This window comes from Vibrio sp. Vb1018, assembly GCF_033338775.1.
GTDB lineage: Bacteria > Pseudomonadota > Gammaproteobacteria > Enterobacterales > Vibrionaceae > Vibrio > Vibrio alginolyticus.
On record NZ_JAWOTI010000012.1, the window covers coordinates 74,359 to 97,250 of the forward strand.

General features: G+C 44.7%; 23 protein-coding genes. 8 read left to right on the forward strand and 15 right to left on the reverse strand.

Translation table 11 applies throughout. From position 1 onward, the window contains the following. Positions 1–62 precede the first annotated feature (62 nt). The 3 genes from R7Z10_RS14030 to R7Z10_RS14040 all read right to left on the reverse strand — a co-directional run bounded on the left by R7Z10_RS14030 (position 63) and on the right by R7Z10_RS14040 (position 2,268). A complete protein-coding gene (locus R7Z10_RS14030; protein ID WP_005380301.1) occupies positions 63–1,649 on the reverse strand; it encodes an AbgT family transporter in 1,587 nt (528 codons plus the stop codon). A gap of 229 nt (positions 1,650–1,878) precedes the next feature. Further along, positions 1,879–2,004 (reverse strand): type B 50S ribosomal protein L36, encoded by a 126-nt coding sequence (ykgO, locus tag R7Z10_RS14035; RefSeq protein ID WP_005380299.1) that lies wholly within the window; start codon positions 2,002–2,004, stop codon positions 1,879–1,881. Between the two features lie 3 nt (positions 2,005–2,007). Further along, on the reverse strand, positions 2,008–2,268 hold the full coding sequence (locus R7Z10_RS14040; protein ID WP_005380295.1) for a type B 50S ribosomal protein L31: 261 nt from the start codon (positions 2,266–2,268) through the stop codon (positions 2,008–2,010). Positions 2,269–2,391: 123 nt separating this feature from the next. Here R7Z10_RS14040 and tsaA point away from each other — a divergent pair, with 123 nt between their 5' ends. The 5 genes from tsaA (at position 2,392) to R7Z10_RS14065 (ending at position 6,269) form a co-directional block, all read left to right on the forward strand. After that, on the forward strand, positions 2,392–3,087 hold the full coding sequence (gene tsaA, locus R7Z10_RS14045) for a tRNA (N6-threonylcarbamoyladenosine(37)-N6)-methyltransferase TrmO (RefSeq protein ID WP_213962841.1): 696 nt from the start codon (positions 2,392–2,394) through the stop codon (positions 3,085–3,087). 111 nt (positions 3,088–3,198) lie between these two features. Further along, positions 3,199–4,914, forward strand: coding sequence for a proline--tRNA ligase (locus tag R7Z10_RS14050; protein WP_005380292.1), 1,716 nt, complete (start codon positions 3,199–3,201; stop codon positions 4,912–4,914). A 177-nt stretch (positions 4,915–5,091) separates the two neighbouring features. Then, positions 5,092–5,760 (forward strand): tellurite resistance TerB family protein, encoded by a 669-nt coding sequence (locus R7Z10_RS14055; RefSeq protein ID WP_318105087.1) that lies wholly within the window; start codon positions 5,092–5,094, stop codon positions 5,758–5,760. Positions 5,761–5,871: 111 nt separating this feature from the next. After that, a complete protein-coding gene (locus R7Z10_RS14060; RefSeq protein WP_005391765.1) occupies positions 5,872–6,078 on the forward strand; it encodes a YaeP family protein in 207 nt (68 codons plus the stop codon). Continuing rightward, positions 6,078–6,269 (forward strand): DUF4250 domain-containing protein, encoded by a 192-nt coding sequence (locus R7Z10_RS14065; protein WP_005380289.1) that lies wholly within the window; start codon positions 6,078–6,080, stop codon positions 6,267–6,269. Before R7Z10_RS14060 ends, R7Z10_RS14065 begins: the two co-directional genes overlap by 1 nt. Positions 6,270–6,373: 104 nt before the next feature. Here R7Z10_RS14065 and R7Z10_RS14070 read toward each other — a convergent pair whose 3' ends face one another. Then, on the reverse strand, positions 6,374–7,738 hold the full coding sequence (locus R7Z10_RS14070; RefSeq protein ID WP_318105089.1) for a sodium-dependent transporter: 1,365 nt from the start codon (positions 7,736–7,738) through the stop codon (positions 6,374–6,376). Between the two features lie 378 nt (positions 7,739–8,116). Between R7Z10_RS14070 and R7Z10_RS14075 the strand changes: the two genes are divergently transcribed. Next, complete coding sequence (locus R7Z10_RS14075) at positions 8,117–10,663, forward strand: Ig-like domain-containing protein (RefSeq protein WP_318105091.1); 2,547 nt, start codon at positions 8,117–8,119, stop codon at positions 10,661–10,663. 90 nt (positions 10,664–10,753) lie between these two features. Here the strand turns inward: R7Z10_RS14075 and R7Z10_RS14080 are convergent, their stop codons facing one another. Both R7Z10_RS14080 and R7Z10_RS14085 read right to left on the reverse strand, forming a co-directional pair. Continuing rightward, positions 10,754–11,497, reverse strand: coding sequence for a YggN family protein (locus R7Z10_RS14080; protein ID WP_005380283.1), 744 nt, complete (start codon positions 11,495–11,497; stop codon positions 10,754–10,756). A 61-nt stretch (positions 11,498–11,558) separates the two neighbouring features. Then, complete coding sequence (locus R7Z10_RS14085; protein ID WP_005380280.1) at positions 11,559–12,038, reverse strand: GreA/GreB family elongation factor; 480 nt, start codon at positions 12,036–12,038, stop codon at positions 11,559–11,561. A gap of 76 nt (positions 12,039–12,114) precedes the next feature. Between R7Z10_RS14085 and R7Z10_RS14090 the strand changes: the two genes are divergently transcribed. Continuing rightward, positions 12,115–14,040 (forward strand): ATP-dependent DNA helicase RecQ, encoded by a 1,926-nt coding sequence (locus R7Z10_RS14090; RefSeq protein WP_005380279.1) that lies wholly within the window; start codon positions 12,115–12,117, stop codon positions 14,038–14,040. Here the strand turns inward: R7Z10_RS14090 and dinB are convergent. After that, on the reverse strand, positions 14,037–15,065 hold the full coding sequence (gene dinB, locus R7Z10_RS14095) for a DNA polymerase IV (RefSeq protein ID WP_318105118.1): 1,029 nt from the start codon (positions 15,063–15,065) through the stop codon (positions 14,037–14,039). The genes R7Z10_RS14090 and dinB overlap by 4 nt on opposite strands. A gap of 112 nt (positions 15,066–15,177) precedes the next feature. Beyond that, entirely contained in the window at positions 15,178–15,411 is a 234-nt protein-coding gene (locus tag R7Z10_RS14100; RefSeq protein WP_005380277.1) for a DUF2789 domain-containing protein, read from the reverse strand. A gap of 187 nt (positions 15,412–15,598) precedes the next feature. On the opposite strand from R7Z10_RS14100, the gene R7Z10_RS14105 reads away from it, so the two are divergent. Beyond that, complete coding sequence (locus R7Z10_RS14105; RefSeq protein ID WP_005380276.1) at positions 15,599–16,816, forward strand: response regulator; 1,218 nt, start codon at positions 15,599–15,601, stop codon at positions 16,814–16,816. Positions 16,817–16,974: 158 nt separating this feature from the next. Here R7Z10_RS14105 and nqrM read toward each other — a convergent pair whose 3' ends face one another. The 7 genes from nqrM to R7Z10_RS14140 all read right to left on the reverse strand — a co-directional run bounded on the left by nqrM (position 16,975) and on the right by R7Z10_RS14140 (position 22,888). Next, on the reverse strand, positions 16,975–17,208 hold the full coding sequence (nqrM, locus tag R7Z10_RS14110; protein WP_005380273.1) for a (Na+)-NQR maturation NqrM: 234 nt from the start codon (positions 17,206–17,208) through the stop codon (positions 16,975–16,977). 22 nt (positions 17,209–17,230) lie between these two features. Then, entirely contained in the window at positions 17,231–18,235 is a 1,005-nt protein-coding gene (locus R7Z10_RS14115) for an FAD:protein FMN transferase (protein WP_115386255.1), read from the reverse strand. Between the two features lie 155 nt (positions 18,236–18,390). Beyond that, complete coding sequence (gene nqrF, locus R7Z10_RS14120; RefSeq protein WP_005380271.1) at positions 18,391–19,614, reverse strand: NADH:ubiquinone reductase (Na(+)-transporting) subunit F; 1,224 nt, start codon at positions 19,612–19,614, stop codon at positions 18,391–18,393. Between the two features lie 33 nt (positions 19,615–19,647). Next, on the reverse strand, positions 19,648–20,244 hold the full coding sequence (gene nqrE / locus R7Z10_RS14125; protein WP_005380270.1) for an NADH:ubiquinone reductase (Na(+)-transporting) subunit E: 597 nt from the start codon (positions 20,242–20,244) through the stop codon (positions 19,648–19,650). A gap of 7 nt (positions 20,245–20,251) precedes the next feature. Then, positions 20,252–20,884 carry an NADH:ubiquinone reductase (Na(+)-transporting) subunit D gene (locus R7Z10_RS14130; protein WP_005380269.1) on the reverse strand — a complete coding sequence of 211 codons (633 nt, stop codon included), beginning with the start codon at positions 20,882–20,884 and terminating at the stop codon, positions 20,252–20,254. After that, positions 20,884–21,654 (reverse strand): Na(+)-translocating NADH-quinone reductase subunit C, encoded by a 771-nt coding sequence (locus R7Z10_RS14135; protein WP_005380267.1) that lies wholly within the window; start codon positions 21,652–21,654, stop codon positions 20,884–20,886. Before R7Z10_RS14135 ends, R7Z10_RS14130 begins: the two co-directional genes overlap by 1 nt. Beyond that, positions 21,644–22,888, reverse strand: a complete 1,245-nt coding sequence (locus R7Z10_RS14140) for an NADH:ubiquinone reductase (Na(+)-transporting) subunit B (RefSeq protein ID WP_005380265.1) — start codon at positions 22,886–22,888, stop codon at positions 21,644–21,646. The genes R7Z10_RS14135 and R7Z10_RS14140 overlap by 11 nt, the downstream gene beginning before the upstream one ends. Positions 22,889–22,892 lie beyond the last annotated feature (4 nt).

Sequence of the window (22,892 nt, forward strand, 5' to 3'; positions counted from 1 at the left end):
GATAAAAAAGCCTGCGACGTTCGCAGGCTTTTTATGATGGAGCTGTGTGAGGTAACCGTTTTCTACGGTGTGTAGTATGTTGCTGCGCCAGGGCCTACTGGTAAACCAAATACGAATACCCATAGGTAGAACAGCACACTCCAACCTACAATGAAGCAGATTGAGTAAGGTAGCATGGTCGCGATCAGCGTACCGATACCTAAGTTCTTCATGTAACGAGTCGCTACGGCAAGAATCAAACCAAAGTAGCTCATCATTGGAGTAATGATGTTTGTCGTCGAGTCACCAATTCGGTAAGCAGCCTGAATCGTTTCCGGTGCATAACCAACAAGCATCAACATAGGAACAAAAATCGGAGCCGTTACTGCCCACTGTGCCGATGCCGAACCAATCATTAGGTTGATAAAGCCACACATCAGGATGAAGGCAAAGAACAACATTGGGCCAGTTAAGCCAATTTCTTGCAGGAAGCTAGCGCCAGCAACCGCGAATACCTGACCGAAGTTAGTCCATTTAAAGAAAGCAACGAACTGAGCCGCAAAGAAAACTAATACAATGTACATGCCCATAGAAGACATAGATTTCGCCATTGCATCAATTACATCGCGATCCGTCTTCATCGTGCCCACAACTTTACCAAACACAAAGCCTGGAATAGCAAAGAACACAAAGATGAATGCCACGATACTTTTCAGGAATGGTGAACCTGCAATTGTACCTGCATCAGAACGTAGGATGCCGTCTTCTGGAACAACCGTCCAAGCAAGCAGCGCTGAAACAACCAGTACAGCAACACCTGCTAGTTTTAGGCCTTTCTTCTCAATGTCTGTTAAGCCACCCATTTTGTCGTTCGACAAATCTTCTGAGGCTTCTTCTTCACTGTATTTGCCAAGCTTTGGCTCAACAATTTTTTCAGTAACAAACGCACCTGTGATTGCAATGAAGAATGTCGACACAAACATGAAGTACCAGTTAACTTCTGGACCAACAGTGTAAGTTGGGTCGATCATTTGCGCCGCCGTTTCAGTAATGCCTGACAACAGCGGGTCAACCGTACCAATAAGTAGGTTTGCTGAGTAACCACCAGATACACCAGCGAACGCCGCAGCAAGACCGGCAAGTGGGTGACGACCTAAAGAATGGAACAGCATTGCAGCCAGTGGAATAAGTACCACATAGCCAAGCTCTGATGCCGTATTTGAAATGATACCCGCGAAAACGACCGTCACTGTTACCATGCGTTGAGATGCACCCATGACTAAGCCACGCATTGCTGCAGATAGCAAGCCTGAGTATTCAGCAATAGCAACACCCAACATCGCAACCAATACCGTACCCAAAGGTGCAAAGCCGACAAAGTTTTTCACTAGATTGGTAACGATTAGTTCAAGGCCATCAGCGTTAAGCAAGCTAACGACATGAATCATGCCATCCGCGGCACGACCTTTTGCACCCTCAGGACGAGGATCAACTACGGAAACTTCGAAGTATCCTGCAATACCCGACATCACCAGAATGGCTAAACAGAAAATGGCAAATAGTGTGATCGGGTGGGGTAATAAGTTCCCCAAATATTCGACAGTATCCAAAAAGCGCGTAAACAGCGGCTTCTTAGGCGAGTTTTGTTTAATTGAATCAGATGAACTCATCTGTTCCCTCCTTGTTTTTATTCCTATGCAAATGTGACAAAAATGTCAAAAAGCGTGCGAAGGGTACTTGAGTAGAAGGTCAAATAAAAGCCCTAAATGTTACAAACTGTGACGAACAGAGGCATTTATAACCAACATTGAATAAAAATGTAGATATTTCATCCATGTAAGATAATTAACTCAACATTATCAATTAAACAAAACCATAAGCTAGATATATGCAGGCTGATTACTTTTGCACAGCTTTGAATCTCGGGTTCGTTTTACAAATGACATAAAGACGCCCTCTCCGTTTTACAATCTGGCAATCCGGATGACGACTTTTTGCACTTTTTAATGATTTTACTACCTTCATGATTTATTCCTTTTCGCTCTTAAATTGACCAAAACGACGGTTGAAGTTCGCAATGCGACCTTCGGTTTGTACAACGCGCTGTTTACCGGTGTAGTACGGGTGAGAAGCTGACGACACATCTAACGTAAAGTAAGGGTAAGTTTTGCCATCTTTCCATTCGATGGTTCTCTCCGTTTTCAACGTAGAACCAACGACAAAGTACTTATCTACACTCGTGTCGTGGAACACCACAGGACGATATTCAGGGTGGATTCCTGGTTTCATAATACTTTTCCTTTCAATTAAATTGTTATGTTATAACATTTTAATTAATAATCATTATCAACAAGAAAAGCAAGAGAAATTTGTGATACTTTTCATCTCAATGAATTCTTAAAGATGTCCACCATGTATTCCATCGACCCCATCGGCGTCATTGAGACACCGTACAAAGAAAAGTTTGCAGTTCCGCGCCAACCACGCTTAGTACCAGAGGCTAAAGCACGCGTAAAACTGTTAGGTGCAGCAAATAGCCCTGAAGCAGTGCGTGGGCTAGAACAGTTCTCTCACGTTTGGTTGTTGTTTCTATTTGATCAGAATCTGGAAGCTGGTTGGAAACCAACTGTACGTCCGCCACGATTAGGCGGCAATGAACGAATTGGTGTCTTTGCCTCGCGCTCGACTTTCCGTCCAAACGGAATCGGAATGTCAGCCGTTGAAGTGAAAGGAGTCACTAAGCAAGGCGATCAAATCTATCTTGATTTAGGCAGTGTAGATCTCGTGGATGGGACACCGATTGTGGATATTAAGCCTTATATCCCCTATTCGGATTCTATTTCGGAAGCACAAGGCGGATACGCAGACCAAGAGCCAGAAAAGTCACAAGTCACCTTTTCTGCTCAAGCATTAGCAACGATAGAAAATCGATCCGATACTGACTATGTAAGATCAGTCATTGAACAAGTTCTGGCACAAGATCCTCGCCCTGCATATAAGAAAAACAAGCCGGACGACAAAGAATATGCGGTAAATTTGTTCGACTTGAACGTAAAGTTCACAGCAACAAGCAACTTAATAACGGTTACCGCTATTGAAAGCTTTTGACAAACGCAATTGGCTGATATTATAGACGGCTAACAAATTTCCCTTTCGGGAACTCCCATACTCCTGCTTATTCAAGCTTGGGTATCTAACTTAAATAAACGGATAAATTTAATGCGTACCAGTAATTATCTTCTTTCTACTCTGAAGGAGACTCCAAACGACGCAGAAGTAGTGAGCCACCAGCTCATGCTACGTGCAGGTATGATCCGTAAGCTGGCTTCAGGTTTATACACCTGGCTACCTACTGGTCTACGTGTACTGCGTAAAGTCGAAAACATCGTTCGTCAAGAAATCGACAATGCAGGCGCAGTCGAAACTTTGATGCCCGTTGTTCAGCCGTTTGAACTATGGGAAGAGACAGGCCGCAGCGAAAAGATGGGCCCTGAGCTACTTCGCTTTACTGACCGTCATGTTCGTCCGTTTGTACTTAGCCCAACCGCTGAAGAAGTGATCACTAGCCTTGTTCGCAATGAAGTGAGCTCTTACAAACAGCTTCCGCTAAACCTGTACCAAATCCAAACTAAATTTCGTGACGAACGACGCCCACGTTTTGGCGTAATGCGTTCACGTGAATTCTCAATGATGGATGCATACAGCTTTGACATTGATAAAGACGGACTACAAAAGTCATACGACGCAATGCATGATGCTTACTGTAAAGCATTCGATCGCATGGGTCTGGATTACCGTCCTGTACTTGCAGATAGCGGTGCTATCGGTGGTAGCGGCTCTCAAGAGTTCCACGTACTGGCTGAAAGCGGCGAAGATATCATCGCATTTTCTAGCGAGTCAGATTACGCGGCAAACATTGAAAAAGCAGAAGCACTAGCTCCAGCCTCTGAGGCTGCGGCACCAACACAAGAAATGACGTTGGTTGATACGCCAAACGCGAAAACAATCGCTGAATTGGTTGAGCAGTTCGAACTACCAATTGAAAAAACAGTGAAAACACTGTTTGTGAAAGCATCTGACGAAGTTGATGCGCCAATCATCGCGCTTATTATTCGTGGTGATCATGAACTGAACGAAGTGAAAGCAGAAAACCTTCCTCAGGTTGCAGCTCCACTGGAAATGGCATCTGAAGAAGAAATTCGTGCGCTTATCGGTGCAGGCCCAGGTTCACTTGGCCCTGTTGGCCTTAAACTGCCGTTCATTGTTGACCGCAGCGTTGCGGTAATGAGCGACTTCGGTGCGGGCGCGAACATCGATGGCAAACACTACTTCGGTATTAACTGGGGTCGTGATGTAGAGCTTGGCCAAGTTGAAGACCTACGTAACGTTGTGGAAGGTGACCCAAGCCCATGTGGCAAGGGCATTATCCAGCTTAAGCGTGGTATCGAAGTTGGCCATATCTTCCAACTAGGTAACGCTTACTCCGCAGCGATGAACTGTGGTGTACTGGGTCCTGATGGTAAGAACGTCATCCTAGAAATGGGTTGTTACGGTATCGGTATCACTCGCGTAGTAGCGGCTGCTATTGAACAAAACCACGACAAATACGGCATCATCTGGCCAGATGCAATCGCACCATTCCAGGTAGCGATCGTTCCAATGAACATGCACAAGTCAGAAGAAGTGAAAGAAGCCGCTGAGAAATTGTACGCTGAGCTAACAGCAATGGGCATCGAAGTGCTATTTGACGACCGTAAAGAACGTCCAGGCGTAATGTTCTCTGACATGGAGCTTATTGGTGTACCGCATACCATTATTATCGGTGACCGCTCAATGAAAGAAGGCAACTTCGAATACAAGAACCGTGCTACTGGTGAGAAAACAGCAGTCGCAATGACTGACATTGTTGAGCACGTAAAAGCTCAACTAAAGTAAGCACTAGACGAGTTCGCATTTGAAGTAGTTTCAAATAGTTAAAAAGGGTTGGCTTCGGTCAGCCCTTTTTATTACAGCTCAACGCCCCCCTCCACCTTTTTCGAACTATTCACTTTGTTAATCTTTGGTTCAGCTTCTTGCTATTAAACTGATTTCATCATCTAAAGGAGGTCAGTTATGGATTTAAAAAGTCTTCTAAACCAAGCACTCAAATCAGACTTACTTAAGCAAGGTGCAGATGCATTGGGCAAACAAACCAACAACATCAAATCCTCATCAAATTCAAGTAGCCTAAAAACGCTAGGAGCAGGTGCTGTAGGCGGAGGCCTCATCGGTATGCTGATGGGCTCAAAGAAAAGTAAAAAAATGACTAAAAAAATAGGGTCAAGCGCATTAAAAGTCGGTGGCGCAGCTGCGCTTGGAGCCTTGGCCTACAAAGTGTATAACGACTGGCAAGCCAAGCAATCCGGTCAAGGTGTTCAAGAAACCTTTGACCCCGATGACAGTAAACACAGTGTCTTAATTTTAAAAGCAATGATTGGAGCTGCAAAAGCTGATGGTCACGTTGATGAAGAGGAAATGGCTCGCATTGAACAAGCTCTCGCGGATATGGGCGCAGATGAGCACGTTCGTCACCTCGTTCAGCAAGAGTTAAACAAACCGCTTGATCCTGCTGAAATTGCTAATCAGGCGACCTCTCCTCAACAAGCGTCAGAAATTTACCTGGCGTCTTTGATCTTCGCTGATGAACAAAACTTTATGGAAAAAGCGTATCTGCAAGAACTAGCAAAACAACTTCAACTTTCACCAGAAGTCACTCAGCAGTTAGAAGCACAAATGCAGTGATTAAATCTCGCTCAAGCAAACCTTCAACTTGAGCCAAAACAACTCTGTACTTTGAGTTTCAAATCCGCTGTGTGTATATTGAGATAAGTTATCATTTAGTGGAAAGAAAACATGCAAGTATACGGCTGTTGTGAACTGGTTCGTGAGCTTTATGCTCAGATTGGTAGTGGCGATCAAGCTTATATTCCCCAAGCAATTTCATGTGCAGTTAAAGCACTGAACGATGTTGCAGCGGATGAGTCCCTGCCTAAAGAAGTGCGTGAAAAAGCGGCATTTGCTGCGGCAAACCTACTGATTTCAGATTTTGAGGATAAGTAATGAATCTAGCGAACTTTGAATCCATGGATCCTGTCATGCTGATGAGCATTGTGAATATGAAGCTACGCGACGACTTCGGTGGTGACTTAGATAAACTGGTGGCTTTCTTCGATATCGAACGCACAGCACTGGAGACAAAACTGGCTTCTGCTGGTTTTGACTTTCTTCCAGAAGCAGGACAATTCCGTTAATCAACACCATTCTTGGCGGATAACCGAAACGAGAATAACCAATATGAAAAAGGGCTTGATGAGTTACCATCAAGCCCTTTTCTTTTATTCGATAGGCGTCTCGGTTAGCCAAATGAAGCCCAGATGACTGTCGCCACAAGAATTGGACATACAAACTTCACATACGCAGGCCATAACTTACCAAACCAACCTTGCGTAAACTCCGGGCAACCTTGCTCAAGCTCTTTGATTTTTGAGTTGCGATTCCATACCCAACCACCAAATAAGCAGAATAAGAGCGCAGCGGTTGGTTGTAGATACTGAGTAGCAACCGTCGCGACCATACCAAATAGAGCACCAAAATTATAAACAATCACCACACTGAACAAAGCAATGAGACCACCTAAAACCCAGCTCGTTGCGCTGCGCTTAGTATTGAAGCGCTCACTCACTAAAGCCACTGGACACTCTAACATTGAAATGGAAGACGTTAGCGCCGCAATCGTCAGCAATAAGAAGAACACAATAGAGAATAATTGACCAAGCAAACCTAAACTATCAAACATTAGTGGCAATACCGTAAACACTAACGTATCTGAGCTTAAGAGAGAGCCATCTTCTGCATAGATTTGAACGCCCTTTTGCATTGCTACAAACATCGCTGGCATCACCACTAACCCTGCAATGAAAGCAACGGCAGTATCTACCATGGTCACGTTCATCGCCATCTTTGGTAGGTTTTCTTTCTTACTCAAGTAAGACCCGTAAATCAACATTGAGCAGCCACCGATCGTAAGCGAGAAGAAGCCCTGTCCCATTGCAGCAAGAATCAACTTGCGGTCCCATACCTTTTCAAAATCCGGCACTAGGTAATGTTTCAGACCTTCCATCGCACCGTTTTGCGTCATGATGTAAGCAAATAGCAGAGCAAACAGAACAAACAATGCTGGCATCAAACGTGTGGACCACTTCTCAATACCTTGTTTTACGCCACCTTGTACGATGAGAATCGTCAGTACATAAAAAGTAATGGTTCCGAACAAGTTACGTTCAACACTAAAGCCCTTTAGCCATTGAGTTGCAGCTTCTAACCCCATTAGATCTGTGATTGCACCCAGTAAAAAGCAGATCAACCAACCACCAACAATTGAATAAAACGCTAAGACAACGCTTGGTACGCTTAAACCAATCCAACCCACAATGCCGCCGAGTTTTTTACCGGTAGGGTTATCTGTGATTGCACGCATACTGTCTACAGGGTTGGCTTGACCATGGCGACCAATCGCCATTTCAACCACCAGCATCGGAAATGCGACGATAAGAATCATCACCAAATAAACTAACAGGAAAGCACCGCCACCATTACTGGCAGCTTGAGTTGGGAAGCCCCAAATATTGCCAAGGCCAACTGCGGCACCTGCGGCAGCTAAGATGAACCCGAGACGAGAGCCAAAATGCTCGCGAGGCTGAGAAGAGGTTTGCTGTGTCATACTACTCACACAAAAATATCATTGAACTAGCTAACTAGTACACTATAGCAATATTCACTATTCAACAAGAGTACCTCGGTTAAATCCTCGACAGTTGAAGTAATTTATAGTCATTCAGCTTGTAAATTTTAACGTACATCTCATATTCATCGCTCAAAAGCCTCGTGACTGTTGCTCGTTTCACGTGGCTGAATTTTACCAATCCTTCTGCCGTGAAGTGAGCCGAAAAATAATGAGCTCTGGTGTAAGGGACGAACTGTTCCTCGTGATACTGTGTCGAAAAGCAGAATATTGTGCTTCGCTTTTTCCCCCTAATGTCTATTTATCAGCTAGTTATTACTCTGTTCTCATTTATACCCATGATTCAAGGAGAGGAAAATGAAGGTCACTCTACTTCACGGAGCGATGATTGTAGCACTCAGCGCCAGCTACCAAGCTCAAGCCTATAACTGTCAAAGTCTACCCGACTGGGACAGCACTGCGACTTATACATCGGGCGCTTTAGTAAAAACGCAAGGAGCCGCTTATGAGGCTGCATATTGGACGCAAGGCAATGACCCCGTGACCAACTCAGGATCTTGGGAAGCATGGAAAGCGTTAGGGCAATGCGATGGTGGAAGCAACAACTTATCACCAACGGTGTCGTTCTCCTCTCCAATAAACAACGCACAAATTCCCGAAGGCAGTGCGATCACTTTGTTAGCCAACGCGGCAGACGAAGATGGCCAAATCACACAAGTTGAGTTTGTTGCAGGCAACCAAACCGTTGCTGTGGTAACTCAAGCACCATTCGAAGCTTCTTGGACCGCTATTGAAGGGATCTCGCAATTGACCGCAATTGCGACCGATAATGAGGGAGCCGTTAGCACCACGACGATTTCTATCCAAATTCAACCACAAGTCGAATTACCACCACCAAGCATTTCATTGACCAGCCCAGTAGGCACAGAAGTGCTTAATGTAGGCGATAACCTAACCGTAGCCGCTCAAGCTGACGATATTGATGGTGTGGTCACACAAGTTGAGTTCTTCGTAAACAATCAATCTGTCGCCATTGATACTAGTGCACCTTACGAATATCAATGGACCGCGAGTCCAGGTACATACTCATTCAAAGCACAAGCGACTGATGATACAAACCTCGCAACGATGAGCCAAGAAGTAGCGCTGGTTATTAGTAATGCAGAAACCGGAACAGGCGGATGTGCAGATGCAGTACCTTATGTGGCAGGCACAAGTTATCAATCTGGCGACCTGGTTTCTCACTTCAACCAAAAATATCGTTGTGATGTTGCTGGTTGGTGCTCCTCGGATGCGACATGGGCTTACGAGCCTGGTGAAGGGCTATACTGGCAAGATGCTTGGAGTGGCCTAGGTGCTTGTTCGACACCACCGCAAGTTACCATTACGGCACCAACGGATGGACAAGTCGTGCTCGCTGGCAGCAATAACGAAATCACGGCAAACGCAAGCGATGCTGATGGCACAGTCACGCAAGTTGAGTTTTTTGCGAACAACACCAGCTTAGGGGTCACCACTCAAGCGCCATATTCCGTTACTTGGAACGCCACACTTATTGGCGCTAACCAGCTTAAAGCCGTCGCAACCGATAATGATAACAACACGTCAGAGTCCCTGGTTGGTGTGGAAGTCAGCGATAAAGATTTGGTCGTCTCTCTGACTTCACCAAGCAGCGGTCAAACCGTCGGATTAGGCAAAAGTCTCGCATTAAGCGCCGATGCAACGTCTTTAACTTCAGGCATTAAACACGTTGATTTCATGATCAACGGCTCTATTGTTGCAACCGATACCACAGCACCTTACACAGCCAACTGGACACCAACTGCACTTGGTAACTTTACAGTTAGCGCCCAAGCTGTGGATTTGTCAGGAAGCAATGCACTGTCTGACGCCGCAGCAATAACGGTGGTTGAGCAAGTAGAGAAACGCCATAAACTCATCGGTTACTGGCACAATTTTGTAAATGGTGCGGGCTGTCCAATTCGTCTAGCAGATATGGCAGATGCTTGGGATGTGATTGATATTGCCTTTGCTGAAAATGATCGCAACAGTGATGGCACTGTGCACTTTAATCTATATTCAGGCGATATTTACAGCGATTGTCCAGCACTCGATCCAACACAATTCAAGCAGGACATGGCAGCGCTTCAAGCTAAAGGTAAGAAGTTTGTTCTCTCTCTTGGCGGCGCAGAAGGCACGATTACGCTGAATACCGACCAAGATGAAGCCAACTTTGTCTCTAGCCTAACAGGTCTTATCGCTGAGTGGGGCTTTGATGGTCTAGATGTGGATTTAGAGAGTGGTTCTAACTTAGTTCATGGCTCGCAAATTCAAGCTCGCCTTGGTCGTGCTTTGCTTCAAATAGAGCAAAACATGGGTGGAGATATGTACCTAACCATGGCGCCTGAGCACCCTTATGTTCAAGGCGGCTATGTGGCTTACAGCGGTATTTGGGGAGCTTACATTCCTGTGATAAACGAGACACGCAGCACGCTCGACTTGCTTCACGTCCAGTTATATAACAACGGCGGTTTGCCAAACCCATACCTGCCAGGCAGTGCACCAGAAGGCTCTGTGGATATGATGGTAGCGCAATCTAAAATGCTTATCGAAGGTTTTGAGTTGGCCGACGGCACTCAATTTGCACCATTGCGCGATGATCAAGTCGCAATCGGTTTACCTTCAGGTCCTAGCTCGGCAAATTCAGGGCAGGCTCCAACACAGAATATTATCAACGCACTAGATTGTTTAACCAAAGGCACTTCATGTGGCACCGTTAAACCAGCGTACCATTACCCGAATTATGCAGGAGTAATGACATGGTCTATCAACTGGGATCAGCATGATGGCTTTAACTTCTCAAAACCTGTCGGCGATAAACTCACCGAGATGAATGCGCAATAAGCTATCAAAGAATAAGCGAGTAAAACGCAAAGAGAGCACAATAGTGCTCTCTTTCTTTATCTCATCGAGTTTTTGCTTTTTAATGAGTAATTAAATCGTAAATACTCGGTAATCTTTTAGCTCAGGGATTTTCTTCAACAGATCGTTTTCTTGCCCTGCCATGTCATCCAGCGAATCGCACAAGTCTTCTGCTTGTTGTTCTACCTCTTTCGAATGCTCGGCTAAACGCTCTTCTACTTTCGCGCTGAGTTCAGCCATACTCTCTGATAATGCAGTGAGGTTTATCCCTCCCTCTTCCTTCATTTTTTTCGATAAAGCATCCAACGAACTGGCTAAAAACTCTTTATTGAAGATCTCTTGTGCTTTTGCAAAGTCTTCAGTCCACCCTTGTGTCATAGACTCAAAACTCTCCGCAGGCAGGATGAAATCACCATCTTTGTAGTAACGTGATTCAACATCAGCGAAAAAGTCCTTTACTGCGACTTTTACATTATCAAACGCACCAGGTGCATCGAGGCTTTCCGCAACATCATCAATAATATCATTCGCAAGCGCTAAACCATCACTCGCCAATTGCTTTGCTTGTGGAATATACGCGTTCATTTTTTCGCGATAGTCTTCAATTGCCGCTTTTTGGTCGGCATTGAGTTCAATTAGCTCACCTTTGATGAAGAGGTTGTTATCCTCATCCACGACAGCTTTATCACCTGTCGTTTGGCGAATTTCCAAGCTTTGCCCATCCATACGGACTTCATTATTGATGTCCACACGACACTGCGCTGCATAACCAGTAGCACTGACCATCAGCAATGAGAGTGTAAAAAGCTTTTTCATGTCATTCTCTTTTATTTAACATTACTCGTGTTAAACATAACACTGAGTGATACATGAGATGTCAGCAAATCGTCACGACTTCGTAACAAGTTGTTTTATCTCCTATTTTCACGTCAACCTCATCACCCTCTTCTTTCCCGAACAACGCTCGACCCAGAGGAGATTTGGCTGTTAAGACAAAGACTTCCAGAGTCTGATATTGAACAGTCAAACCACCAGAGCAAGGGCCTACAAAGAAGTGCTTTTCGATCAAATTCTCATCTGCGAGAACAACGTAAGCACCAACACCAACAGGCGCATTCTTAAAGTTACGAGTCACTAAAGAACGATATTGACGCAACTCCTCTTCACTATCTTGAATTCGCATGGCTTGTCCATGAGCAAGATACGCGGCTTCAAGTGCCAATGTATCGTACTTGTGCTCGGGAACAGTTTCTTCATCTGTGGCGGCATCGATAGCTCGCTGAGCCGATGAATGGGCAACTTGAAGTTTTTCTTCCAGATGTTGGATGATAATTTGGACTAAGTCAGCTTTGTTCATACTTTTAGGACGCGCGTTTAGTATTCGGGGTGTGTTAATGTAGCCAAGTTTACCATCAAAGAAAGGTTTCCCTATTATGCAAAGTGACTCGCTGCATCAAACACTTCAATCTGTATTTGGTTTTGACTCATTACGCCAAGGTCAGCAACCCGTTATTGAAGCCGTTATGAATGGTTACTCTGCTGCGGCAATCTTTCCTACAGGCTCGGGGAAGTCACTCTGTTATCAACTACCTGCAACCATATTACCCAACCTTACGTTGGTGATCTCTCCGTTGTTGGCGTTAATGAAGGATCAACTGAGCTTTTTACAAAGTAAAGGAATCGCGGCCGCTTCTATCGATAGCAGTCAAAGTAGAGAAGAAGCACAACAGGTCATGGCTGGCGTGAAGAATGGACAAATCAAAATCTTGATGATTTCTGTTGAGCGACTAAAAAATGAGCGTTTTCGTGAATTCATTCGCCAAGTACCGATTTCTTTGATGGTCATTGATGAAGCGCACTGTATTTCCGAATGGGGGCATAACTTTCGTCCAGATTATCTCAAACTACCGCAATATCAACGTGAACTGAACATCCCACAGTCTTTACTTCTCACCGCAACGGCAACGCCTGCAGTTATTGAAGACATGCAAAAAAAGTTCGATATTTCCAGTGAACATATTACCGTTACAGGCTTCTACCGCTCTAATCTGGATATCTCGGTGATCCCGTGTGAGGAAACAAAGAAACAAGAACAGCTCAGTGAGATCATCGCCTCTTCACCTAAGCTTCCGACCATCGTATACGTGACGCAGCAGCAAACAGCAGAACGAGTAGCAAAGTCATTAATCCATATTGGCATTAACGCTCACGCATACCACGCTGGCATGAAAAGCGACGTTCGTGAACAAATCCAACAGCAGTTCATGGATGGCCAAATTGACTGTATTGTTGCAACGATTGCATTTGGTATGGGGGTCGATAAATCTGATATTCGACGCGTCATTCACTTCGACTTACCCAAATCAATCGAGAACTACGCACAAGAGATTGGACGTGCAGGCAGGGACGGGCAACGCTCGGAGTGCATTCTGCTAGGCAATACGTCCGGCCTAACGGTGTTGGAGAATTTTGTCTATGGTGACACACCAGAATTTACGTCAATTAACTATGTAGTCGAGCAAGCGAAAGAACATGCTCCACAATGGGAGGTAGTGCCACTGCGTTTGTCGCGTGAAAGTAATATCCGCCAATTGCCACTCAAAACCTTGTTGGTTTATTTGGAGCTACATAACGTCATTGAAGCAAAGTACAGTTACTTTGCGGAATATCGGTTTAAGTTTTTGCACGATCAGCAATTTATTGTGAATCAATTTCAAGGCGAGCGACGTCAATTTGTGGAGGCTATTTTTTCCTGCTCACAAAAAGCCAAAGTGTGGTGCCAAGTTGATCTAGAAGCGCTATGGATGAACTATCAATCGGAACGCAGCCGAGTTGTCGCAGCGCTCGACTATTTTCACCAGAACGGCTGGATAGAACTAGAGAGCAAACAACTGACGGACGTGTACTCAGTTATGCCAACCAAACAGAGCTCGGATGTTTTAATCCAACAACTGTATGAACTGTTCCAATCCAAAGAAAGCAAAGATATCGAAAGAATCCACACCATGCTGCACTTGTTCCAGTCCGAGCACTGTTTGAGCTCACAATTGGCGAACTACTTTGCGGATCACGATGCACCAAAGCAATGTGGTCACTGCTCCGTGTGTCGTGGTCACGTCGCCACATTCACAGCACCAGAACCTGAAGATATTGAACAATCTCAAGTATCGATATGGGCGCGGGAGTTTATTCAGCTTTCCCCATCGGCCATCAGTAATGATGCCGTTGCTCGCTTCTTGTGCGGAATCAGCACTCCTTTGATTAGCCAGCTAAAAGCCTCAAAGCTAGCAGGTTATGGTGCAATGGCAAATGTAAGTTTTGAGCAGGTATTAACGCAGGTAGAAACGGTAAGGGCCTAAAAAAAGCTCAATTGACGCGCTTGGTCTTCGGGCTTGAGCATCACGTTCACGCCTAAAAGGCGAATTTCCCGTCCATTTTGGCGTTTAAGAATATCTCTTAGCAAGATCTTGAAGTCCTCAAGCTCTAATTGCGGATGGATGTGCTCAATTGTTGTCAGTTGAAAGTCGGCAAATTTGACTTTAATACCTTGTTTAATAATCGACTTATCTGGGCTTGCACGCTCTAAACGTTTCTCGAGTTCAGGATAAAGTTTCTCCTCAATCACTTGCCAACATTCATCATAGGTTGCGATGTTCTGGCTGAATGTCCTTTCCACACCGACGGACTTTCTCTCGCGCTCAACAACGACTTCTCGATTATCAATTCCATGGCTTCGCTGCCATAAGGAGGCACCCTGACGACCAAACTGCCTCAACAACTCTCGATAGTCACTGTTTTTAATGTCCTCACATCGATAAAAACCGGCTTGGTGGAGCTTCTCAAGACTCACCTTCCCCACACCAGGAATGTTCTCTAGCGGAAGACTATCGATAACCTCTTGGACTTTCTCTGGCGGAATCACAAACTGACCGTTGGGCTTGTTCATGTCTGACGCGACCTTGGCAAGAAACTTTATCGGAGCAATGCCCGCCGATGCCGTCAACCCAAGTTCACTCCAGATATCGCGGCGAATTGACTCTGCGATCAACGTAGCGGAGCCACGGCAAGCTGTCGAGTCCGTGACATCGAGGTATGCTTCATCCAATGAGAGAGGTTCAATGATAGGCGTATAACGCTCAAAAATAGCACGAATCTGCTGAGAGACTTGCTTATATACATGCATTCTACCGGGCACAACCAACAAATGAGGACAGAGTTGCAGCGCGCGCGCCGTTGACATTGCACTGCGAACACCATATTTACGCGCATCATAATTACAGGTGCTAATCACTCCACGCTGCTTTTCATGTCCGCCAACAGCGAGTGCAATGCCACGGTAACTGGGGTTATCTCTCATCTCTACGGCAGCATAAAAACAATCCATATCGACATGAATAATTTTTCTAATTCGATCTGACATAGCCATCAAAGCACTGTTCAAAAAAACAGTATAAATCAAATCTACCTGAAGAGAAATGGGCGTGTTTAAGCGAACGTCAATCTCGAAGCATTACGTCCAATTGATCGACTAATTCGGCCCAATCTGCATCTTCTTCGATAGCTTGTTTTAGAAAGTTCGCCTGTGACATCGTCCAAAAGCTAGCTTCATGTAAAGGCGCAGAATCTCTTTTGTGTCGATGTTGATTAATAAAATCTTTCATTTCTTGAGGAGAGCTACCGAGGCCCAGTTGTTGAAATAGCTCAGCCATACCATGTTGATGCATTTCCATACTACTTTCTCCCTACGTTAGCTAAACATAATTATATAACTAAGACAGGAATAATGATGTGATGTTAACGGATGCGTGTCAAACATTTGAGTAGTTGTTCTACTTTTGGTTGACATGTGTTTTTTGATGGCGATAAGTTTAATTTTAGTTATCATTGATTTTAAACAATTAATTTTGGGGACTGCGCTTGAGTAATAAGATTCTGGTTGTTGAAGATAGTCGTGCATTTAAAAACTTTCTTTGCCAAACAATAAGCCAAGCTGGTTATGAGGTCATCGCAGCGGAAAGCTACGCGGAGGCAAAGAACTTGTTATCTTCAGCACAGGACCTCTTCTGTGCGGTTTTAGACTATTGTTTACCGGATGCTCAAGATGGCGAGATTATTGACCTCGTTTTGGAACATGGTCATCGTGTCATTGTTTTAACGGCTCGATTTCAAGAAGACACTCGCGAAAAGATGCTTGCAAAAGGTGTCCTCGACTATATTTTGAAAGACAGCATGGCGTCCGTTTCCTATCTATTACCACTCCTCAAGCGACTAACCAACAATCAACAACACAAATGTTTAGTCGTTGATGATTCACACACCGTAAGAAGACACATTGCCCAACTTTTGGAGCATCAATATATTCAGACGTTGGAAGCTGACAATGGGCAAAAAGCCCTAGAGCTTGTCGAGCAAAATCCAGATATCACTCTCGTTTTAACCGACCATGATATGCCCGTTAAAGATGGCATTACTATGGTGCGTGAATTACGTCGGAAGTGGGATAAAAATCAATTAGCCATTCTCGGCTTGTCGGGTAGTAACTCTAAGACCATGACGGCTAGGTTTCTAAAAGCAGGGGCCAATGACTTTTTATACAAGCCATTTAATCAAGAAGAATTTTTTTGCCGTATTCACCAACTGTTAGATATCAAAGACGCAACATCTGAACTGTTTAAAATGGCAAATCAAGATGCGCTAACGGGCTTATGGAACCGCCGCTTTCTGTTTGAGCAACCCCATGTAGAAAACGCTCAAAGAAACATCGCGATGCTTGATATCGATTTCTTTAAGCAAGTAAATGATACACACGGACATGAGGGCGGCGATGCAGTGTTAGTCATGATAGCGAATATTCTAAAAATCTATTTTCCAAATGATATTGTCGCTAGGCTTGGTGGCGAGGAGTTTTGTATTCAAGCCAGTGGCGACTATGACGGCTTTCTAACACGCTTAGAACAAATGAGACAGCGCATAGAAAAAACGCCAATAACTTATTTGGACAAAAACATTCTTGTGACCGCGAGTATTGGTGTAAGCAACATCGAGGGGGAGCTGGAACAACAAATAAAAGTGGCGGATGAGCGACTTTACATGGCCAAAGAGAACGGACGTAACCAAATCATTTCTTCGTCCTAATGACTATCAGTGTGGTCTTGCTCTGTAACATGAGAGAAAGAAACAACAAAACACGGTATTGGGCTCTTTCTCGGACATCTGAGCTTTGGTTAGCTGCCTAAAAATAAAGCTCAGCAGAACGCTGAGCTTTATCACTTTCTTAGTACGATTAACCAATACTAAGCAATTCTATCTTTTTCCCACGCCGCCAATTTCTCAGCACGCGCAGCCTCGCGCGCTTCACGTTTTTTACGCGCATCGCAGGGTTCTGGGCAATTACACACTTTTTCGATGCCAACTGCCCCTAAGCCACCACAGCTACCTTTCACGACTTTCTTTTGGAAAATGTATCCGACAGCCATTGCAGTGATTACCGCGACAAACACAGCAAAGGTAATTAGAAATGTATTCATAAAAACATGCTCACTTCTGTTGTTATTTCTTCATGAATGGCTTGTATGCTTCCGAAGCCAACTCTTTAAAACCATCTTCCGTTTTCACAATCATGAAAACAGGAATATTATTTTCGTTCGCAATTGCCATGCCTATGTCTTCACCTAGCACCATAAGACCAGTTGCAAGACCATCAGCAGTCATCGACGATTTATCTAATACCGTTACAGACACCACTTTATGATGAATTGGTTTGCCTGTTCGTGGATTAATAATATGAGAGTATCTCACACCATTACTCTCAAAGTAATTACGATAGTCACCACTTGTTGCAATTGCCATGTCGCCTGGTTCAATAATTTCTTGAATTGAACGTTCATCAACGGTCGGTTTTTCAATTGCGATACGCCAAGGCACACCTTCACGATTGACACCTTTGAGACGCATTTCACCGCCAACTTCAACCATAAAGTTCTGTACCCCTTCAGATTGAAGGTAGTCAGCAACCACGTCAACCCCCCAACCTTTCGCAATTGTCGATAGGTCGACGTACAAGTTAGGAAGATCTTTGGACAGTTTATTACCATCAACAGATAGGTGGTGAATACCGGTATTTGCTTTGCGAGCAGCGAGTTCTTCGTCGGTTGGAACTACATCTGGACGAGCTTCTGGACCAAACCCCCACAGGTTAACTAGAGGGCCGACCGTCACATCCAACGCGCCTAAAGTAAGACCGTTAAGACGAATTGCTTCTTTCACTACCGTTGCTGTTTGTGTCGAAACTGTAAATGGCTCGCTCGTTTGATGCTGGTTAAAACGACTTAACTCTGAGTCGTCACGATAGGTCGACATTTGGTCATTAACCTCTTCCAATAAGCGATCAATTTCTGTCTGCATCGCTTTTGGCGTTGGAATACCATCTTGCTCGATATACTTGATGTTGTAAGAAGTCCCCATGGTAGGGCCACTTAAATGAATTTGATCTGCAGGCTGCTCACAGCCAGCCAAAATCAATAGAGAAGCGAATGCAACAAGCCACTTTTTCACTTGTTAACTCCCAATGTTGTTGAATTGATATGGGAAATAGGACCAATCCTTTCAATCCGATTACCTATATCAACTGTTGAATATCAGTTTTATGTCTATAAAAAATAATGGCTAGCTCTTGGAGAGCTAGCCATAGATTCAATCACTTGGAGGAATTAACCACCGAAGTCATCTAGTAGGATGTTTTCATCCTCTACACCTAGATCTTTCAGCATGCCGATTACAGCAGCGTTCATCATAGGTGGACCACACATGTAGTATTCACAGTCTTCTGGCGCTTCGTGATCACGTAGGTAGTTCTCGTAAAGAACGTTGTGAATAAAGCCAGTGTAACCATCCCAGTTATCTTCTGGAAGTGGATCAGACAGTGCACAGTGCCATACGAAGTTGTCATTCTCAGCTTGTAGCATATCGAAGTCTTCTACGTAGAACATTTCACGCTTAGAACGTGCGCCGTACCAGAAAGACATCTTACGCTTAGAGTGCAGACGCTTAAGTTGGTCGAAGATGTGTGAGCGCATTGGAGCCATACCAGCACCACCACCAACGAATACCATTTCTGCATCTGTATCTTTCGCAAAGAACTCACCAAATGGACCAGAAATAGTACACTTGTCGCCTTCTTTTAGAGACCAGATGTACGAAGACATGATGCCTGGTGGTACGTCTGGGTTGTTCGGCGGCGGAGTTGCGATACGAACGTTAAGCATGATGATACCGTGCTCTTCTGGGTAGTTAGCCATAGAGTATGCACGAATGGTCTCTTCATTAACTTTAGACTCGTAACGGAAAAGGTTGAACTTCTCCCAGTCTTCACGGTATTCCTCAGGAATATCGTAGTCTGCGTATTTCACGTGGTGAGCAGGAGCTTCAATCTGGATGTAACCACCAGCACGGAAAGGTACTGATTCGCCATCTGGAATTTGCAGCTTAAGCTCTTTGATGAATGTCGCTTTGTTATCGTTAGAGATAACAGTACATTCCCACTTCTTAACGCCGAAGATTTCTTCAGGAAGCTCGATATCCATGTCAGTTTTCATTGCAACCTGACACGCTAGACGCTCACCTTCACGTGCTTCACCTTTAGTAATGTGGTCAAGCTCGGTAGGTAGGATGTCACCACCACCTGATTTAACTTTTACGCGACACTGACCACAAGAGCCACCGCCACCACAAGCAGAAGATACGAATACGCCAGCACCAGCTAACGCAGATAGTAGCTTACCACCTGGTTGTGTAACGATCGCCAGTGAAGGGTCATCGTTCACAGAAATTGTAATGTCACCTGTTGGTACAAGCTTAGACTTAGCGAAAAGAATCACTAGTACTAGCGCAAGTACGATCAGAGTAAACATCACTACACCAAGAATAATGTCCATTGACTATTCCTTAATTGTTGCGGTTTACCCGACTTACAGTTGAACACCAGAGAAAGACATGAAGCCTAACGCCATTAGACCTACAGTGATGAACGTGATGCCTAGACCACGTAGACCAGGAGGTACGTCTGAATACTTCATCTTCTCACGGATACCTGCAAGAGCAACGATTGCTAGCATCCAGCCCACACCAGAGCCGAAACCGTAAACGATCGATTCAGCAAAGTTGTAGTCACGTTGTACCATGAAAGATACACCACCGAAGATTGCACAGTTTACTGTGATCAGCGGTAGGAAGATGCCTAGCGCGTTGTACAAAGGTGGGAAGAAACGGTCTAGGACCATCTCTAGAATCTGTACAAGTGCTGCAATTACACCGATAAAGGTAATGAAGTTTAGGAAGCTAAGGTCCACGCCCTCAACTAACGCGTTCTCTCTCAGAACTAGGTTGTATACTAGGTTGTTCACAGGAACAGCGATAGTCAGAACTACCACAACTGCAACACCTAGGCCGAAAGAGGTCTTAACCTTCTTAGATACGGCAAGGAAAGTACACATACCTAGGAAGAAAGACAGAGCCATGTTTTCGATGAAAATCGATTTAACTAACAGACTAATGTAATGTTCCATGACGTCCTTACTCCTTCGCTTCTACTTGTTCTGGTTTCAGAATACGGATTACCCAGATAAGGAAGCCGATTAGGAAGAATGCTGATGGTGCTAGTAGCATTAGGCCGTTAGGCTGGTACCAACCACCGTTGCTCACTAGAGGTAGAACTTCTAGACCAAATAGTTTGCCTGAGCCAAATAGCTCACGGAAGAAACCTACAGTGATAAGAACGAAGCCGTAACCTAGACCGTTACCAATACCGTCAATAAGAGATGGTACTGGCGCAGACTTCATTGCGAATGCTTCAGCACGACCCATTACGATACAGTTAGTGATAATCAGACCAACGAATACAGATAGCTGTTTAGAGATATCGTATAGGTAAGCTTTTAGCACTTGGTCTACCACGATTACTAACGATGCGATGATTGCCATCTGAACGATGATACGCACACTGTTAGGAATGTGGTTACGGATCAATGAAACAGAGAAGTTAGACAACGCAGTTACAAATGTTACCGCTAGTGTCATTACAAAAGCTGTTTCTAGTTTAGTTGTTACTGCAAGAGCAGAACATACACCAAGAACTTGTAGCGCGATTGGGTTGTTATCCAATACTGGCGCTAGAATGCTCTTTTTAACGTTTTGTGCACTAGACATTAGTTAAGTTCTCCGTCACGAACTTTTGCTAGGAAAGGACCAAAGCCCATATCACCTAACCAGAAGTCAAATGTGTGTTGAACACCATTACTAGTGAGCGTCGCTCCTGATAGGCCATCAACACCGTGCTCAGAACCTTGCGGTGCGCCGCCTTTCACGACCTTAATCGCTGGCTGGTGATCTTCATTGTACAATTTCTTGCCAATGAATTGATCGCGCCATGAAGGGTTCTCTACTTCACCACCAAGTCCAGGAGTTTCACCTTGCTCGTAGTAAGTAATAGCAGACACAGTGTTACCATCAGTTTCAACGGCTACAAAGGCATACATCATCGACCATAGTCCTTTACCGTGCATAGGCAGGATAACTTTTTGGACTTCATCTTGATCTTTTACAAGGTACACTACTGCTGTATTCGCGCGACGACGGATATCAGCTACGTCTTCTTCTGGTGTCAATGCGATTGAACGTTCTGCATCTTTTGATGCTTCACGTTGATCGTACGTAGATGCATTACCCTCAGTAAAGTTACCTGTTTCAAGGTCTACTAGACGAGGTTCGATGTACTCAGCAAATAGCTCTGGTACTTTCTTACCGTTTGCGTCAATGCCTGCAACTTCAACGATCTTTGATTGCTTATCTAGGACAGCGTTAGCTTTTTGCTTATCACGCAGACCTACTGCTGCTGTTGATACGATGATTGAACAAACAAGGCTCAACCCGATAACAACACCCAGCGTCTTTTTAATGCTGTCGTTATTACTTGCCATAGCGTGCTAGTCTCCGCTTGATGTTCTTCTCAATCACTACATGGTCGAACAGAGGTGCGAATAGGTTCGCGAATAGAATCGCCAGCATCATACCTTCTGGGTACGCTGGGTTAACTACACGGATCATCACACACATTGCACCAATCAGGATGCCGTACCACCATTTACCTTTGCTAGTAAATGACGCTGATACTGGGTCCGTTGCCATGAAGAACATACCGAATGCAAAACCACCTAGAACTAGGTGCCAGTGCCATGGCATATTAAACATTGGATTAGTGTCAGAACCGATCACGTTAAACAGAGTCGATACTGCGATCATACCGATCATTACACCCGCAATGATGCGCCATGAAGCGATTCGCATGTAAACGATCATCGCTGCACCGATCATTAGAGCTAGAGTCGATACTTCACCAATTGAACCAGGGATGTTACCGATGAACGCATCCATCCAAGTGATAGGAGCGCCAGTTACTGTGTTAACTAGAGCACCGTTACCACCTTGAGCCCATTGGCTAAGAGCAGTTGCACCAGAGAAGCCGTCAGCTGCAGTCCATACTACGTCACCCGAAATTTGCGCTGGGTAAGCGAAGAATAGAAATGCACGACCTGCAAGTGCAGGGTTAAGGAAGTTACGACCTGTACCACCGAAGATCTCTTTTGCTACAACAACACCAAATGTGATACCTAGCGCCGCTTGCCATAGAGGTAGCGTTGGTGGAACGATAAGTGCGAATAAGATAGAAGTTACAAAGAAACCTTCGTTAACTTCGTGCTTACGCACCATACAGAACAACACTTCCCAGAAACCACCAACAATAAATACTGTTGCGTAGATTGGCAGGAAGTAAGTCGCACCTAGTAGCATCTTACTGCCAACACCCGCTTCCGCACCAATAGTGCCGCCAAGCATTTCTGTTAGCCAGTAGTGCCAGTTACCTGCGATAACTGTCGCTAGTTGGTCACCAGCGTACATGTGGTTAAGTGCTGCAATAGCTTGGCCACCTGCGTTGTACATACCCCAGAACATTGCTGGGAATACCGCAAACCAAACCATGATCATGATACGTTTTAGGTCAACGCTATCACGAACGTGCGAGCTTTTATTTGTTACGATACCTGGCGTGTAAAAAACTGTTGCTACAGCTTCGTACAGGGCAAACCATTTTTCGTGTTTGCCACCAGGCTCAAAATGATGCTCGATGTCTTCAAGAAACTTTTTAAGAGCCATGAAA